General features: G+C 37.2%; 14 protein-coding genes. 8 read left to right on the forward strand and 6 right to left on the reverse strand.

Annotation, left to right across the window (positions count from 1 at the left end; translation table 11 throughout):
- Position 1: 1 nt before the first annotated feature.
- Complete coding sequence (locus tag ACH0CI_RS16225) at positions 2–1,513, reverse strand: phytoene desaturase family protein (protein ID WP_028413625.1); 1,512 nt, start codon at positions 1,511–1,513, stop codon at positions 2–4.
- A gap of 136 nt (positions 1,514–1,649) precedes the next feature.
- Between ACH0CI_RS16225 and ACH0CI_RS16230 the strand changes: the two genes are divergently transcribed.
- Both ACH0CI_RS16230 and ACH0CI_RS16235 read left to right on the forward strand, forming a co-directional pair.
- Entirely contained in the window at positions 1,650–2,753 is a 1,104-nt protein-coding gene (locus ACH0CI_RS16230) for a glycosyltransferase family 2 protein (RefSeq protein WP_034269311.1), read from the forward strand.
- Complete coding sequence (locus tag ACH0CI_RS16235; protein WP_335706712.1) at positions 2,696–3,214, forward strand: glycosyl-4,4'-diaponeurosporenoate acyltransferase CrtO family protein; 519 nt, start codon at positions 2,696–2,698, stop codon at positions 3,212–3,214. Before ACH0CI_RS16230 ends, ACH0CI_RS16235 begins: the two co-directional genes overlap by 58 nt.
- On the opposite strand, the gene ACH0CI_RS16240 is transcribed toward ACH0CI_RS16235, so the two are convergent.
- Positions 3,211–3,663 carry a hypothetical protein gene (locus ACH0CI_RS16240; RefSeq protein ID WP_013056728.1) on the reverse strand — a complete coding sequence of 151 codons (453 nt, stop codon included), beginning with the start codon at positions 3,661–3,663 and terminating at the stop codon, positions 3,211–3,213. The genes ACH0CI_RS16235 and ACH0CI_RS16240 overlap by 4 nt on opposite strands.
- A gap of 669 nt (positions 3,664–4,332) precedes the next feature.
- On the opposite strand from ACH0CI_RS16240, the gene ltaS reads away from it, so the two are divergent.
- The 3 genes from ltaS (at position 4,333) to ACH0CI_RS16255 (ending at position 8,250) form a co-directional block, all read left to right on the forward strand.
- The gene (gene ltaS / locus ACH0CI_RS16245; RefSeq protein WP_406901890.1) at positions 4,333–6,270 is read left to right on the forward strand and encodes a lipoteichoic acid synthase; all 1,938 of its coding nucleotides are present in this window, start codon (positions 4,333–4,335) and stop codon (positions 6,268–6,270) included.
- 165 nt (positions 6,271–6,435) lie between these two features.
- Positions 6,436–7,080 (forward strand): 5-bromo-4-chloroindolyl phosphate hydrolysis family protein, encoded by a 645-nt coding sequence (locus ACH0CI_RS16250; RefSeq protein ID WP_028413622.1) that lies wholly within the window; start codon positions 6,436–6,438, stop codon positions 7,078–7,080.
- A 24-nt stretch (positions 7,081–7,104) separates the two neighbouring features.
- Positions 7,105–8,250, forward strand: a complete 1,146-nt coding sequence (locus tag ACH0CI_RS16255; RefSeq protein WP_098626775.1) for a toxic anion resistance protein — start codon at positions 7,105–7,107, stop codon at positions 8,248–8,250.
- A 46-nt stretch (positions 8,251–8,296) separates the two neighbouring features.
- Here ACH0CI_RS16255 and ACH0CI_RS16260 read toward each other — a convergent pair whose 3' ends face one another.
- Together ACH0CI_RS16260 and ACH0CI_RS16265 are read right to left on the reverse strand one after the other, a co-directional pair.
- Positions 8,297–8,872: a hypothetical protein gene (locus ACH0CI_RS16260; RefSeq protein WP_406901891.1), complete on the reverse strand. Its 576-nt coding sequence runs from the start codon at positions 8,870–8,872 to the stop codon at positions 8,297–8,299.
- A 21-nt stretch (positions 8,873–8,893) separates the two neighbouring features.
- Positions 8,894–9,403 carry a hypothetical protein gene (locus tag ACH0CI_RS16265; protein ID WP_406901892.1) on the reverse strand — a complete coding sequence of 170 codons (510 nt, stop codon included), beginning with the start codon at positions 9,401–9,403 and terminating at the stop codon, positions 8,894–8,896.
- Positions 9,404–9,542: 139 nt separating this feature from the next.
- Here ACH0CI_RS16265 and ACH0CI_RS16270 point away from each other — a divergent pair, with 139 nt between their 5' ends.
- Positions 9,543–9,686: a hypothetical protein gene (locus ACH0CI_RS16270; RefSeq protein ID WP_013056734.1), complete on the forward strand. Its 144-nt coding sequence runs from the start codon at positions 9,543–9,545 to the stop codon at positions 9,684–9,686.
- On the forward strand, positions 9,687–10,454 hold the full coding sequence (locus ACH0CI_RS16275) for a polysaccharide deacetylase family protein (protein WP_033578783.1): 768 nt from the start codon (positions 9,687–9,689) through the stop codon (positions 10,452–10,454).
- Between the two features lie 39 nt (positions 10,455–10,493).
- On the opposite strand, the gene ACH0CI_RS16280 is transcribed toward ACH0CI_RS16275, so the two are convergent.
- Together ACH0CI_RS16280 and ACH0CI_RS16285 are read right to left on the reverse strand one after the other, a co-directional pair.
- Entirely contained in the window at positions 10,494–11,972 is a 1,479-nt protein-coding gene (locus ACH0CI_RS16280) for a potassium/proton antiporter (RefSeq protein WP_335707385.1), read from the reverse strand.
- A gap of 164 nt (positions 11,973–12,136) precedes the next feature.
- Positions 12,137–13,513: a M28 family peptidase gene (locus ACH0CI_RS16285; protein WP_406901893.1), complete on the reverse strand. Its 1,377-nt coding sequence runs from the start codon at positions 13,511–13,513 to the stop codon at positions 12,137–12,139.
- Between the two features lie 325 nt (positions 13,514–13,838).
- On the opposite strand from ACH0CI_RS16285, the gene ACH0CI_RS16290 reads away from it, so the two are divergent.
- Positions 13,839–15,131: an ATP-binding protein gene (locus ACH0CI_RS16290; protein ID WP_406901894.1), complete on the forward strand. Its 1,293-nt coding sequence runs from the start codon at positions 13,839–13,841 to the stop codon at positions 15,129–15,131.
- Positions 15,132–15,155: the final 24 nt, after the last annotated feature.

The raw sequence follows: 15,155 nt of genomic DNA on the forward strand, positions 1-15,155 counted from the left end.
ATTATCCAATATCTTTTTGCATACGAGGAATTTGAAAATCTTCATTAATCGCGTCCGCTGTAAGCTGACCTGATAATGTCACCATCGGCACGCCGCCTCCAGGGTGTGTAGAGCCTCCTACAAAATAAAGGTTAGAAAGAAGCTGACTTCTTGCCGGAATTTTAAACCCTCCATTTTTCTTACGGTCAGTTGCTACGCCATAAATGGACCCACCGTTAGCGCCGTAAAGCTCTTGGATATCGTTAGGAGTAAACGTATATTCAAACTCAATGCTGGAACGTAAGTCTTCTAATCCCATTGCCTCGAGCTTTTTTAGTACGACATCACGGTAGCGGTCTTTTAATGCAGCCCAGTCGTCGCCTTCTTTTAAAGGAGGTACATGAGTAAGAACGAACAGGTTTTCTTTTCCTTCAGGAGCTTGCGTAGGGTCTGATTTAGACGATACGCCAATGTAAATTGTCGGATCCATGGCTACTTGACCTTTGTTAAAGATTGTATCAAACTCTTCTTTCTGATCCTTTGAGAAGAAGAAATTATGATGTTGAAGCTGTTTGTACTGTTTGTTAACCCCTAATAAAAGAACAAGGCCAGAAACAGTAGGTTCAAATTTTGCAAGCTGCTGAGTTTGCTTAGCTGCTTGCGCATGATTTTTTAATAAATAGCGGTAAGTTGGAATGGCTTCTAGATTAGATACCACAACATCTGCTGATAGGCTTTCACCGTTTTCTAGTGTAATTCCAGTTGCCTTTGCTCCGCTTGTTGTGATTTCTTTTACCGGCGTATTTAGATGCACAGTGACGCCAAGTTCTTGAAGGAGCTTATCCATCGCTTCAGCAATTTTGTACATTCCGCCTTTTACGTAATAAATACCTAATCCTAGCTGAACGTGAGCAAGCTGTGTTAATACAGCCGGTGCATGATAAGGAGAAGAGCCGATGTACATAATTAAAAAATTAAACAATTGACGCAAATGTTTGTTTGAAAAATATTTGCGTGTAGTAGCATCCATAGATCTCATTGGATCCATTTGAAGCAGTTCTTTTACCGTGTGCATCGTTCGTAAATCGTGCAGTCCAGATAAACTTTTTTTATAAAAACTTTTTAAGTTCGATTCGTACATTTTATTTGCATAAGATAAATAGTCAAAAAAACCTTCAATGTCTTCTGGAGCAAGTTCTTGAAGCTGCTGAAGCATGCGAGGAAGGTCACTGGTCAAATCAATTTGTGTTCCATCTTGGAAAAAAGTTCTCCACTGAGGCTCAATTCGTTCTATTGTCAAGTAGTCGTGGATATTGCGGCCTGCACTGTCAAACAGCTGCTCTAGCACCCACGGCATTGTTAAAATAGAAGGTCCCGTATCGAAAGAAAACCCTTTGCCGCTGCGAATATTTAACTTACCGCCAATTCGCTCGCTTTTTTCAACGACTGTTACATCATATCCATCAGCTGACAGACGAATAGCAGCTGACAGACCACCTAAACCTGCGCCTACAACAATTACTTTCTTTTTCATCTTTTTCCTCCTTATAAAACAAAAGCGAGTTGTCAACAATGTGTATAAAATGACTTCACGCAAAATAAAAATAGGTCTACAACTTTTTATTTTGTCCAGTTCGCTAATTTTCATACGTGAAGGAAAGGAGAAAGAGATGTCTTTTTTACTGGTTGCTCTTGTCTTGACAGGTACGCTTGTCATCACTATCCCTACATTTAAACGTGTAAAAATAGTAAGAAACGATATGTCATGTTTATCCATTATTATTCCAGCTAGAAATGAAGAAAAAAACCTTACCTTTTTATTGCAGTCACTCCAGTTACAGAACGCTGACTTTGAAGTGATTGTTGTAGATGACAACTCAACAGATCATACTGAGCGGGTAGCCAAAGCATTTGGCGTGAAAGTAGTGCACCCGGGGACACTTCCAGCTGGATGGTTAGGAAAGTCATGGGCATGCTGGAATGGAGCAAGAGAAGCAAAAGGCTCGGTGCTTTTGTTTTTAGATGCTGATCTTACAGTAGAGAAAGACGGAATTGAAAAAGTATTTTTCTACTATCAACAGCAAGGGGGGGTGCTGTCAGTTCATCCTTATCATCTTGTTAAGAGGCCTTATGAAATGTTTTCTGCTTTATTTCACTATGTTACGTTTGCATCGATTGGCGCTTTTCACCCCTTTAAAAATTGGAAAAGTCCTTCCGTCGGTTTCGGGCAGTGCTTGCTTTGCAGCGCAGCCTCCTACTTTCAAAGCGGAGGCCACGAAGGGATAAAAAAAGAAGTGGTTGAAAATATGGCACTGGTTGAGAAAATGAGCAAACAAGGTGAATTTATTACGTGTATGAGTGGACAAGGAGCTCTTTCCATGCGCATGTATCCAGATGGTATGAAAAGCCTGATAAGAGGGTGGAGTAAAAGCTTTGCTTCAGGTGCGGGGAAAACGGAAGCCATTTATTTATTTCTAGTAAGTTTATGGCTTACTAGCATGATTAATTATGTTCTTTTTTTACCTACTCTATGGAATCAACATGCAGGCTTGGCAATTAGCAGTTATGTTTGCTATGTCAGTCTCTTATTTAATAGCTTAAGAAAAATAGGTTCGTTTACTTTTTTTTCTTTGTGCTTATTTCCTATTCACGTGCTGTTTTTTCTGGGCCTATTCGTATGGTCTTTCATCCAAACAGCGGTGAGAAAGCAAGTTAAATGGAAAGAACGCAGCATATCTATAGAAGAAGAAAAAAAGAAGAAAGTGATAAAATGACAGGCGCTCAGCTCTTAATTAATATCATGGCATGGTTTGTGATTCACATGTTCATCGCCTACAGGTGCACAAAAATTTCTGCCTTTTATTTAAAAAAAGACTTTGCGCTGTTTAAGGTTCACAGCTGGGAAACAGTTGGAATATATAAAAAATTCGGGGTACACCGATGGAAAACGTGGCTTCCTGATGCAGGAAAGCTATTTAAACGAGGGTTTTATAAAAAGAAATGGGAGAGTAGAACGAAGGAATATGCACAGCTTTTTTTAATGGAAACAAATCGAGCAGAGTTAACTCACTGGATCAGCATACTTCCTTCTATTCTTTTTTTTATATGGAACTCTCCTTCTATAGGTGTTTGGATGGTTATTTATGCGATTATTGCAAACGTACCGTTTATTTTGGTTCAACGATATAATCGAATACGGATTCATCAAGTCGCTTTAAAACTCAAACGAAATTAATTAACATGCCTTTGGCTCCGAGTAGGGGCCTCGGTTTTTATCTTTTTCTCCTTATTTGAAGACAATAATTTCTTGGATAAAAGAAAAAAAGAAGCAAAGGCGATATAAATACTAAAAAACACTAAAAATCCCCATAAGCCTGCTATGGCATCATCAAATTCCATGTTGCCTCGAGTGGTAATTCCTTGCTGAATTTCAATAGCAAAAACTAAGACAAGCATAACGGTAAGAGTGTAGATAAAAGAAATAGCTGTAATACTAAATTTCCATTTTGACAATAATTTAAAGATCATATAAACGCTTAAAAACGTGAGCAGTCCAATAATGCCAATAATCCAGAAGTGAAGTTCTTTATCTGAAAGAGAAAATCCTAGTAAATAAAAAATATAAATTAATCCATCGTGCAATACATTAATAATATTTGTAATGAAAACAATACATTCTTTCATTTTTTCTCCTTTATAAAAATGTAAGACGTTTAAACTTCTAGGTATACAAGTATACGTAGCCCGTACTCATTCCAATTTTATATAAAAAATGCACTTTCTAGATCAAATATTAAAGAGATCTGAAATTTCAAATAATATTTATAATTTATATTATAAACAAAAAGGTAAAAAAATAAAAATTTTCGATGCAAACTGACACATTTTTTTCATATTTAAAGAAAGAAATAACTCAGAATATGTGGTTTACTGTAGAAAGAAAAGAAAATAAGAGGCATTGATATAACAAATATTCACAAGTGCTTTTATGCATTCTCTTGTAAAGCAGAAGGAAAACTAAGGCAAGTGTTAAATTTATATGTATAGTGGACAAAATAAAAAATAAATATAAAATAGTGAAACCTAAAGAGAAGCTGTCCGTATTAAATAGTGAGAAGAAAAAAGCGCAGGATATATTTGTGTTTGAAAGCCGATAGAGCTGGGAATAAGAAAGTAGTTATTTTCTCACGTTTGGTGAAAATTATACGTAGCGGTGTTGACAATTTTTTTTAAAGAGTTAAAATGTGAAAGAACAGATTAGCTCTCTTACATTTTTTGTAAGGGAGATTTCTTTTTACATTTACTATAAAAATAAAAGTGAGCTTAAATTTCAATAGAGACAGAGGTGGGAATATGAAACAGCTCATGACAAACGGTAAAAATATTTTTTCGAAACAGCTGCCGTTATTTCTAATTGCAGTTTTGTTGTTTTGGATTAAAACGTATACCGTTTATCGTATCGAATTTAACTTAGGGCTAGATAATTTTATGCAAAAGTTCTTACTTTTCATAAACCCAATTGGTTCGGCAATTTTCTTTTTTGCCATTGCATTACTATTTAAAGGGCGCGGAAAAGTACGAGCACTGCTTGGAATGAATTTTTTACTTTCATTCATCCTGTACGCAAATGTAGTATACTATCGCTTCTTTAATGATTTTATTACTGTTCCTGTATTGACTCAGTCAAACAACTTTGGTCAATTAGGCGGCAGTGCTATGGCTTTAATTAGCCCAACTGATATTTTATACTTCACAGATTTCTTTATTCTTTTAGTTTTAGTATTATGGAAAAAAGTTGACTTACCAGCAACAATTAGTCGACGTACTGTGACAGGTGTATTTTTATCAGGGATTTTATTCTTAAGTGCCAACATCGCACTAGCGGAAATGGATCGTCCTCAACTATTAACAAGAACATTTGACCGCAACTATTTAGTAAAATATTTAGGAACGTATAACTATACGATCTATGACATCATCCAGAGCTCGAAATCTTCAGCACAGCGCGCGCTAGCAGATAGCAGTGATGTGGCTGAGGTAGAGAACTATGCAAAAGCAACGTATGCTGAACCGAACAAAGAATATTTCGGTCAAGCAAAAGGCAAAAACGTTATCTATATTTCATTAGAATCACTTCAGTCATTTATGATTGGTTATAAGTTAAATGGTGAAGAAGTAACGCCATTCTTAAATTCACTATTAAAAGATCAGAACACAATGTATTTCGATAACTTCTTCCATCAAACAGGGCAAGGTAAAACGTCAGATGCTGAATTCATGATGGAGAACTCATTATTCGGCTTACCTCAAGGTTCTGTATTTACAACAAAAGCAAATAACACCTATCAGTCGCTATCTGGTATTCTAGATCAGCAAGGCTATACAACATCTGTGTTCCACGGAAATGGAAAATCGTTCTGGAACCGTGATGAGATGTATAAATCAATGGGTGTAGAAAAATTCTTTGATTCAGCTTATTACAATATGTCAGACGAAGATACGCTGAACTATGGTTTAAAAGATAAACCTTTCTTTAAAGAATCAATGCCGTACCTAAAAGGCTTAAAGCAGCCATTTAGCGCGAAGTTCATTACGTTATCAAACCACTTCCCTTATCCATTAGATAAGGAAGACCAAACGATTGGACCTCATAATACGGGAGATAAGTCAGTTGACCAATACTTCCAAACGGCTCGTTATTTAGATGAATCAATTAAGCAATTCTTTGAGGACTTACAGGCCTCTGGCTTAGCAGACAACACGATGGTTGTGATGTACGGTGACCACTATGGTATTTCTGAAAACCATAAGCGTGCAATGGGCAAAGTAATGGGTAAAAACATCAATGATTTTGAACAAGCTCAACTGCAGCGCGTACCATTATTTATTACTTCACCAGGCCTTAAAGGCGGCGTAAATCATACGTATGGTGGAGATGTAGATGTTCGTCCAACAGTGATGCATTTATTAGGTCTTGATACAAAAGACTATATTGACTTTGGTACAGACTTATTATCAAAAGAACATCAGCAAGTTGTACCTTTCCGTAACGGTGACTTTGTTACACCGAAGGTAACAAAAGTTGATCAGAAAGTGTATGACAACGTAACGGGCAAGCAGCTTTCAGATAAGGAAGCGAAACAGTATGATAAGTATGATGAACTAGTTAAGAAAAAGCTAGAACTATCAGATAAACTTGTTTACGGAGACTTACTCCGCTTTCATACACCAGAAGGGTTCAAACCAATTGAACGTTCGAAGTATGATTACAACAAGCGCGAAGATCAATAAAAAACAGGCAGCTATAAAAGCTGCCTGTTTTTTTGTTTTGTGAAACTTTTAAGGGATTTATCCGTATATAAATTATAACAGTAATCGTTTTAAGAGATGAGAAGACAATGGTATAATATGTATACGTTTAAAAGTTCGGTCACATTTAAGATAGGAGTGAAAGCGATGAAAGTCGTTCGAATCATAAAAAAGATTCTTGCCATTTGGGTAACAGGAGCAGTAGCCGTTCCGGTCAGCTATTTTGGATTCAGTACCACGATGATTCAATCCGTTGGCATTAGTATAGGAGTAATGGTCGTGATGAGCCTGTTTTTTATTATGAGCAGTGCTCGACGTCATTATCAAAATCCATATAGAGAAGAAATTGCATACGTGCGTCATCAAGTAAAAGAGGCAAGAAAGCAATTAAGAACCATTGGAAGCTATCGTTTTAAAATTCGGTCTGTTCATATGTGGACAGAACTTTCTAAACTATACAAAGTAGGCAAAAGCATCATTGAAATGGTAGAAAAAGAGCCCGCACGATATAAAGATGTTCAGCCCTTTTTTACGAACTACTTACAATCAACGGTTACCGTCATTGAAAGGTATATGTTTTTATTATCAAAACCAACGAAAAGCATAGAAGTAAAAGAAAGTCTTCATGAAGCGGAAGACATGCTGCGCGGGTTATCAGGGAAGTATGAGCATTTATTAACAAATGCTCTTTCACAAGATAAGCTGACATTAGATGTAGAGCTTAAAGTGCTAAAGCAAGCATTTGAAGAAGAGCAGCCGTATATACCGACAGCTACTAATCGCACAAAGTAATGTAAATGCAAAGGATGGGATTTTATGATGAAAGAATATGATCAAAATAAATCGTTAGATGCGCTGCTTGATGATCCTTTTGCTTCGCCTACCCCGCAGTTACAACCGGATACTCGCGCTGCAAAAAGAAGCACATACGATGATTTGACACCGGAATATCAGGAAAAAGCACAGAAAATCGCAAATCAAATTGATTATAAAAATCAGCAGGCTATCTTACAGTACGGGGTAGCAGCTCAGTCAGAACTATCTCAGTTTTCCCAATCTGTACTACAGCATGTTCAAACGAAAGATACAGGACCAGTAGGAGACGTTATAGGAGATTTGATGAGTAAGATTCGCCAAGTAAATCCCGATGACTTTTCTTCAAAGAAAAAAGGAGTCATCGGTCGATTGTTTTCAGGAGTCTCTAGACCTATTCAAAATTTATTAACAAAATATCAAAGCATTAATGTTGAAATTGATAAAATTGCAGATAAGTTAGAGCGCTCAAAACAAATGCTGTATCGAGACATTACAATGTTAGATAGCTTATATGATAAAAATAAACAGTTTTATGAGGCGCTTAACGTTTACATTGCAGCGGCAGAATACAAGTTAGTGGGGCTGCAGAATGAAACGCTGCCCCAGCTGCAGCAAACAGCCTCTCAAAAAAATGACTACTTAATGGCTCAGGAGGTCAATGATTTAAATCAATTTATCAATAGGCTAGAAAAACGAGTGCACGATTTAAAGCTGAGCCGTCAAATTGCCATTCAAAGTGCACCGCAGATTCGATTAATTCAAGAAGTCAATCAGACCCTTGTGGAAAAAATTCAAAGCTCTATTTTAACAGCTATTCCACTTTGGAAAAATCAAGTAGTCATCGCAACCACTTTATTGCGCCAAAAGAAAGCAATGGAAGCCCAAAAACAAGTATCTAAGACAACAAACGACTTGCTTACTAAAAATTCAGAGCTGCTCAAGCAGAATACAATTGAAGTAGCTCGTGAAAACGAGGCGGGGATTGTCGATATCGAAACATTGAAAAAAACGCAGTCCGACTTGATTACTACGTTAGAAGAAGTATTAAAGATACAAGAAGAAGGGCGTACGAAGCGTACCGAGGCAGAATCAGAGCTGTATCAAATGGAAAAAGATTTAAAAACTAAACTGTTAGATATGAAATAAAGAAAAAGTCGGTTTACACACTTTGTAAACCGACTTTTTTTCTGTTTTATGCATTTTGAAGTGTTTTCGCCATTTCCAAAAACGGAGTTAAACCCCTTTCGGATTTAGGAGCAAAGATCGTTAATCGGAAAGTAGGGTGTTGATTTTGCTTTCGAACAAGAAAGCCGTATGCATTACTTTTATCATCGGACGCTTTGTACGCAGCTTCTATCTCTAAGCTAGATTGAATGAGGTGCGTGTCAAGGGAAGCCACTTCCGAAAAGCCAGCTCTTAAAATTTCTTTTGTTTCTTTCTTCAGCTCCTCTACACTTTTATTTGAGGGAAACACTTCAATCCGCATCCACAAAGCATCATTTTTTTTATTGTAAATGACATCTTTTCGGGGCTCTTCTTCTGTAAACTCGTATCCTTCTAGTACGTAAAGCGTATAGTTTTGATTACTGCTTCTTTTAAGATAACCTACATCTGTTCTGCTGCTTCCTTTGTAAGGATAGGTGAAGTTTTGCTGGGGCAAGCGTTCTCTTGGAATTTCTTTTTGTGTGTTGATAAGCTCTTCGCGAAAAGCAGTTGAACAGCCACTCATCAAACATATAAAACAAACAAGAAATATCTTTTTTTTCATAGCTGGGTTCCTTATCTATTTTCATTCATGCGTTTTTACTGAGTTAACAATTGAAATTAACTTTTTTTCATCATCGGAATTTTTAGCCGTAACCATCGTGATTTTTAAAGCAGGGTGCCCCTTTGTTTCTCTTAATACATATAGTTTTGCTGTTTCTTTTTTACTCCCAGACATAGATGCAAACACAACGGGTTGAATAAATGGGGATGTAGAAGAAATTTTTAACGATTTTCCAAACTGGTCATCAAACAATTCTTTTGAACGATCTAGATATGGTGTGCTTGTACTTTCTTTCCCGGAAAGGACTTCAATTCGCATCCACGTATAGGGAGTCTTGGTTGAAAAAAGAATATCTTTTCCATCTTCTTCTTTTTGAAGCGTATATTCACCGGGCAATGAAAGAGAATATCCTTGTTCGCTTACGGTGAGCTGGTGATGTTTCTCGTTGCTTTCACTGATTGCTTTAACAGAAGGCAGTATAACCATGGTTCCGCTTATCATTAACAGAAGCGCTAAATAAAATTTTCGCATGTATATATCTCCTATTCAAAACGCTAGACAGCGTGTAATTACTATATAAAAATGTTTTCGCCATGTTAGAACCCGTAGGTTTATTTTTGACTTTTTGGTAAAGCTAAAAACACAATCAATTAGTAATGGAGAGAAGACTATGAAAAACCGTAAATCAACTTCTGCAGCTAATCGCCGTCAACAGCGCGTGTGTTTGGGTGATGAACGATTATTTGCAGTTGGTATTAAAGCGTTTATTGACAATACGCATGAATCACACCTAGACAAAAAAGGAGGTCATTGAGTGAAATGGTGCTTGTCAATTATTATTATTGTTTCCATTAATTTCTACGGTATTCAGGTGGATGCTGCAAAGAAGAGCAGATTTTATTATGAAAGAAAAGGAGATATCGTGTGGGAAGTTCCCATGAAAGATGAGAAGTTAATTGCGCTTACATTTGATGATGGACCAGATCCTAAATATACGCCGACTATTTTAAATTTATTGCAAAAATACGGTGCCAAAGCAACTTTTTTTGTAGTCGGCGATCGAATAACGTCATTTCCCAAGCTTGCTCAAAGAGAAGTTCGTGAAGGTCATGAACTTGCTAATCATACATATAGCCATTTGAAAGTAAGGGGCCAGGAAGTAGAGAGAATTGAACAAGAAATTGAAAAAGCCGATGAACGTATACAAGCTATTACAGGAATAAAACCTTACCTGTTTCGTCCACCTACTGGTTATTATGACGATCGGGTAGTAAAAGCTGCTAAAAATCAGCAGTATACGATTATTCTTTGGTCTTGGCATCAAGATACATTTGATTGGAGAAATCCAGGCGTCGGTAAAATTGTAAGTCAAGTGCTTAACCATGCCAGGTCAGGAGATATTGTATTGTTTCATGATACGGGAGGAGATCGAACTCAAACCATTGAAGCATTAAAACAAATTTTACCGAAGTTAAAGGAAGAGGGGTATAAATTTGTAACGGTCTCAGAACTTTTAAAACATCATCCCAATTATAAATCTCTTTATTTGATGCAACAGCAAAAACAGCACTCCGTTCAATAAGCGGGTGCTGTTTTTCTAGTAAAAGCTTTAGCTAATCTTTTAACTGGTTTTTCCTTCTCTTTCGTCCCCATCAGACGTATTTTTTTGGAAAAATGCTTTTACTTTATCTCGTTTTTTCTTCGAAATAAGAATATATAATGTATCACCTGCAAAAATTTGTGTATTTCCTCTAGGTGTAAGTAATTTATCATCTCGAATAACAGCAGTCACTAAAATGTCTTCAGGGAGGTGAAGTTCTTCAAGCGATTTACCTGATATATCTGCATGTTCCACGAGCTTCAACTCAATCATTTCATTTTTGGTTTTGCCCATCGAAACAAGCTCGAGACTGTGAGGAACCGTCTCTTTTTCACCCTGAGAAAGGTTTAGAAATTTGGCTAAAGGAGCGATTGTTGCTCCTTGAAGAAGAGCGGAAGTTAAGACCACAAAGAAAACGACGTTAAAAATGAGCGTGCTGTTCTCCAAACCTGCCATCATAGGATAAGTAGCCAATACAATTGGAACAGCTCCTTTTAAACCGGCCCAAGAAATAAACAGTTTTTCTTTGGATGAGTATTTAGCAAATATCATCGAAAGAAATACGCCGAGTGGACGAGCGACAAACATAAGTAAAAGAGATAACAGTATACCCTGCCAAATGATATCTAGCAGTTGATTAGGAAAGACAAGAAGGCCGAGTAAAATAAACATTAAAATTTGCATCATCCATGCAAAACCTTCGTTAAAGCGGACAATTGTGTGACGATAAGTTAGATCTGCATTTCCTACTACCACTGCCATTACGTATACAGCAAGTAGACCGCTTGCTTCTACAAATGTGGAAATTCCATAGGTTAAGGCGGCCAATGACAATGTAAGCACAGGGTAAAGCCCTGAAGAATCCAAATTAATTCGATTAATAATCCAAACGGATGCTTTTCCAAGTACTAAACCAAGTACCAGCCCGATTCCCATTTGCCAAAAGAAATTAAGGATTAATGAGAGGATAGGAGAGTCTGGATGTTGAATTAATTCAATAATAGAAACGGTTAAGAAAATGGCCATCGGATCGTTGGAACCAGATTCTGCTTCTAGCGTGGAGTTTAGTTTTTGGCGGATGTTCTGTGTCCCTAGTACAGAGAACACGGCTGCAGCATCTGTAGAGCCAACGATTGCCCCAAATAAAAAGCCTTCAAGCCAAGTAACGCCCAAAATATATTTGGCAAGCACACCCGTTAAAACTGTCGTAATGAGGACTCCGAAAGTAGCTAATGAAACGGAAGGGCGAACAACGCGTTTAACATCTTTCCATTTGGTCTGCACGCCTCCATCAAAAAGAATAATGATAAGCGCTAATATTCCGAATCCTTGTGTTAGAAGAGCATTGTCAAAGTAGATGTAGTGGCTAACAACCATTCCTACAATAATAAAGAGTACAAGCGAAGGGACTCCAAGGCGAGTAGAGAACTTTGCAGTAAGTACCCCTATGACAAGGAGAATAGATAATAAGAGAATTGAATGGTCTACCGTAAAATCCAAAAAATACACCTCTTTTGTTCAAAGTTTTTATGTAAGCAATAAATGAGGTTCCTCTACAGTAATTGTAGCATAATGGATTTAAAATCTTGAGAAATCTGCTTATCAAAAAAAGAGATGCATAAACATCTCTTTTTTGGTCATGTATGAATAACAGGGACAGATTCTTATTTAACATCTTGCTCGTGATAAAGATGAGGAGCTTTAAATGTTGCTTTCTTTTTAACGGAAGAACCTTGTTGGTCTGGACGGGAACGATCGTAAATAGCTGTTCCAACAATCTCAGCCACATCTTGAAGTTTTTCTTTGCTTATTTTATCAAGGGTATCTTCAGGCGTATGATACCAAGGTTCAGACGGACTGTGAATAAATAGAGCAGCCGGTATTCCTGCCTCTGCAAAAGGAACGTGATCACTGCGGCCGCCAGCTTGGAATGGCGTAGGTGATCCATTTAATCTTGTACTTGAAGCTTGAGCTAATTCTGTGACAAGATTTGGTGTTCCATCAGCTGTATTCATCACCAAATCTCCCGCATCTCGACTTCCTACCATGTCTAAATTAAACATTCCAACAATACGATTTATCTCATTTTCAGATAGCTCACTAACATAATGCTCGGATCCTAGTAAGCCTACTTCTTCAGCTCCGAATGTAACAAATCGCAGTTCTGTATCAGTAGGAAGAGTTTTAAATACGCGAGCTAATTCAAGCACCATTGCTGTTCCAGAAGCATCGTCATTTGCCCCAGGTGCTCCGGCCACAGAATCATGATGAGCGCCTACTACAATAATATCATTTGTTCCTTTTTTCTTAAAAGTAGAAGGTTTAGCAGCGGTTACATTATAAGATGTTCGCTCACTTACGACAGCTCCTTCAATTTTTACTGTACCTGAAGGCTTTTCGCCTTTTTGAATAGAAGTAAGAATCTTTTCACCTTCTTCTTTGGTAACAGCAAGAGACGGAATGTAGTTATCATTAGCGCCGCCAAGCGTTCCGTTTAGCTCACCGTCTGTATTATTAAAAATAATGACGGCTGCAGCCCCTTTTTCAGCAGCATTTAATACTTTTTCACCAAAAGTAATAGTGCCTCGCTGAACTAATACAATTTTACCTGTCACATCTTTGTTTGCTAAATTATCTTTTGTACCCAGCCCTCCATCGACAATTTCAGCTGTGACATTTCCATTGGTGCTATAAGTAAAAGTTGTTGGAGAGTAGCCGGTACCGTTTACGCTTAGTGAAAAACTAGCTGCTGGTGTGTAACCGGTAAAGGTAAAAGGTTCCACTTCGCTCTCATAGCCTAGTTTAGACAAACGCTTTTGAACAAATGTAGCAGCTTCGCGTTCAGCTTCAGTTCCTGCCACACGGGGTTTTTTTGAGAGATACGCAATGTCTTGATAAATTTTCTCAGCATTGATTTTTTTAAATATTTTTTGTTCAGAACTTTGATGGTGAGAAGCATTTGCAGAAGTAGAAGCTTGTACACTTGTAAAAGATAAAGTCAAACTTGTTGCTACAGCCAAAGAAATCACGGTTTTTTTCATTGAAATCCCCCTAAATTTATCGATATAGTTGGCACTATTCGAATTTACAATATTAAGAAAATACAAAAAAGAGTATTATTACCTAAATGTTCCAGGATATTCCGTATCTAAATTCCTATTTTAATAGAGAAAATAATTCAAATAAAATGAAAATGCGGAAACAAATAAAGAGGATAAAAGAAACTGTGTCAAAAGTAATAAGAAAAGGTATTAGATAAGAATAAAAAAATAAGGTAAACTAGTTTAAAAGTAAGAAGAATATTCAGAACTTAATTGATGAAACATAGAGAGTATTCACATAAAAAACAAAGGCTGGTGGGAAATATTGATAAAAAATAGGGAGGGTGTACGAAAAGCAGCGGCGGTAGCGGGTCTTCTGCTTTTAGGGGTGTACACCGTCTTTCAAACAATGGCATTTTTTAAAGGAGCATATGCTCTTAGCAGTTTGATAAAAGATAGTTTACTAGTGGGCATAACGGCTGGCACGTTTTATTTACTTCATAAGCGTTCGGTTTATACCCAGGTGTCTGATGAACAGTATCAGCTTGCTACATTAATAAACTCAATGCCAGATTTTATTTGTTTTAAAGATGGAGCTGGCAAATGGGTGGCGGTGAACGATTTTGGAAGAGAACTTTATCATTTAAAGGGTATTGATTACAGGGGTAAAACCGATGCAGAGCTTGGGGAGCTTGTGCCTTTCTTTCAGGCGGCTTTCTTACACTGTATTTCATCGGATGAAGAAGCTTGGAGAAAAAAGGAAAAGGTACGCATGGAAGAAGCATTTGAAATACCAAACGGCGAGGTCAAAACATTTGACGTCATTAAAGTACCTGTGTTTTTTGATGATGGCTCAAGAAAAGCTCTTATTACGATTGGACGAGATATCACTCAGCAAAAGCTTGCAGAAGCGCTTCTGATAAAAAAGGAAAAGCTTTCTGTAGTAGGCGAATTAGCTGCTGGAATTGCCCATGAAATTAGAAATCCGCTTACGAGTATTAAAGGGTTTGTTCAGCTCATGAAAGAAACAGACCGATCCGCGGTAGGGTATGCTAATATCATGCTTGATGAGCTGGAACGAATTAATGGTATTGTTAGTGAAATGCTCCTGTTGTCAAAACCTGAAAGTGAACATTTTCGCGTGTTTTCTCTTACAGAAGCGGCTAAGTATGTAATGAGTCTAACTTCCCATGAAGCTTTATTGAAAAATATTGACTTCTTATACGATGAACAAACAAATAACGCTAGTGTATCTAGTGTATATGGAAATAAAAATCACCTTATCCAAGTATTACTTAATGTTTTTAAAAACGCAATTGAAGCCATGGATAAGCCTGGAAATATTTATATCACAATCAAAACAGCGCAGGATGAACATATTTTTATAGAAGTTAGAGATGAAGGAGTAGGAATTTCTAAAGACCGTCTAGAACATATAGGAGAACCGTTTTTTACTTTAAAAGAAAAAGGAATGGGGCTTGGATTAACAATCAGCTCTAAAATTATTCATGATCATCACGGTACCCTGCAGATTGAGAGTGAACAGAAAAAAGGGACGATTGTTAAAATCCGGCTGCCTCTGTATGTCGAAGATACGGCGGTTTTTGCAAGCAAATGAAATGTTGTAAACGAAAAGTAATGA

This window comes from Priestia sp. 179-F W1.4 NHS, assembly GCF_045369295.1.
Taxonomy (GTDB): Bacteria; Bacillota; Bacilli; order Bacillales; family Bacillaceae_H; genus Priestia; species Priestia zanthoxyli.

Coding starts and splice junctions, on each gene's coding strand:
- ltaS (WP_406901890.1), top strand. CDS start 4,333: ATGAAACAGCTCATGACAAACGGTAAAAATATTTTTTCGAAACAGCTG.
- ACH0CI_RS16265 (WP_406901892.1), bottom strand. CDS start 9,403: ATGCGAAAATTTTATTTAGCGCTTCTGTTAATGATAAGCGGAACCATG.
- ACH0CI_RS16285 (WP_406901893.1), bottom strand. CDS start 13,513: ATGAAAAAAACCGTGATTTCTTTGGCTGTAGCAACAAGTTTGACTTTA.
- ACH0CI_RS16250 (WP_028413622.1), top strand. CDS start 6,436: ATGAAAGTCGTTCGAATCATAAAAAAGATTCTTGCCATTTGGGTAACA.
- ACH0CI_RS16240 (WP_013056728.1), bottom strand. CDS start 3,663: ATGAAAGAATGTATTGTTTTCATTACAAATATTATTAATGTATTGCAC.
- ACH0CI_RS16260 (WP_406901891.1), bottom strand. CDS start 8,872: ATGAAAAAAAAGATATTTCTTGTTTGTTTTATATGTTTGATGAGTGGC.
- ACH0CI_RS16255 (WP_098626775.1), top strand. CDS start 7,105: ATGATGAAAGAATATGATCAAAATAAATCGTTAGATGCGCTGCTTGAT.
- ACH0CI_RS16235 (WP_335706712.1), top strand. CDS start 2,696: ATGGAAAGAACGCAGCATATCTATAGAAGAAGAAAAAAAGAAGAAAGT.
- ACH0CI_RS16270 (WP_013056734.1), top strand. CDS start 9,543: ATGAAAAACCGTAAATCAACTTCTGCAGCTAATCGCCGTCAACAGCGC.
- ACH0CI_RS16230 (WP_034269311.1), top strand. CDS start 1,650: ATGTCTTTTTTACTGGTTGCTCTTGTCTTGACAGGTACGCTTGTCATC.
- ACH0CI_RS16225 (WP_028413625.1), bottom strand. CDS start 1,513: ATGAAAAAGAAAGTAATTGTTGTAGGCGCAGGTTTAGGTGGTCTGTCA.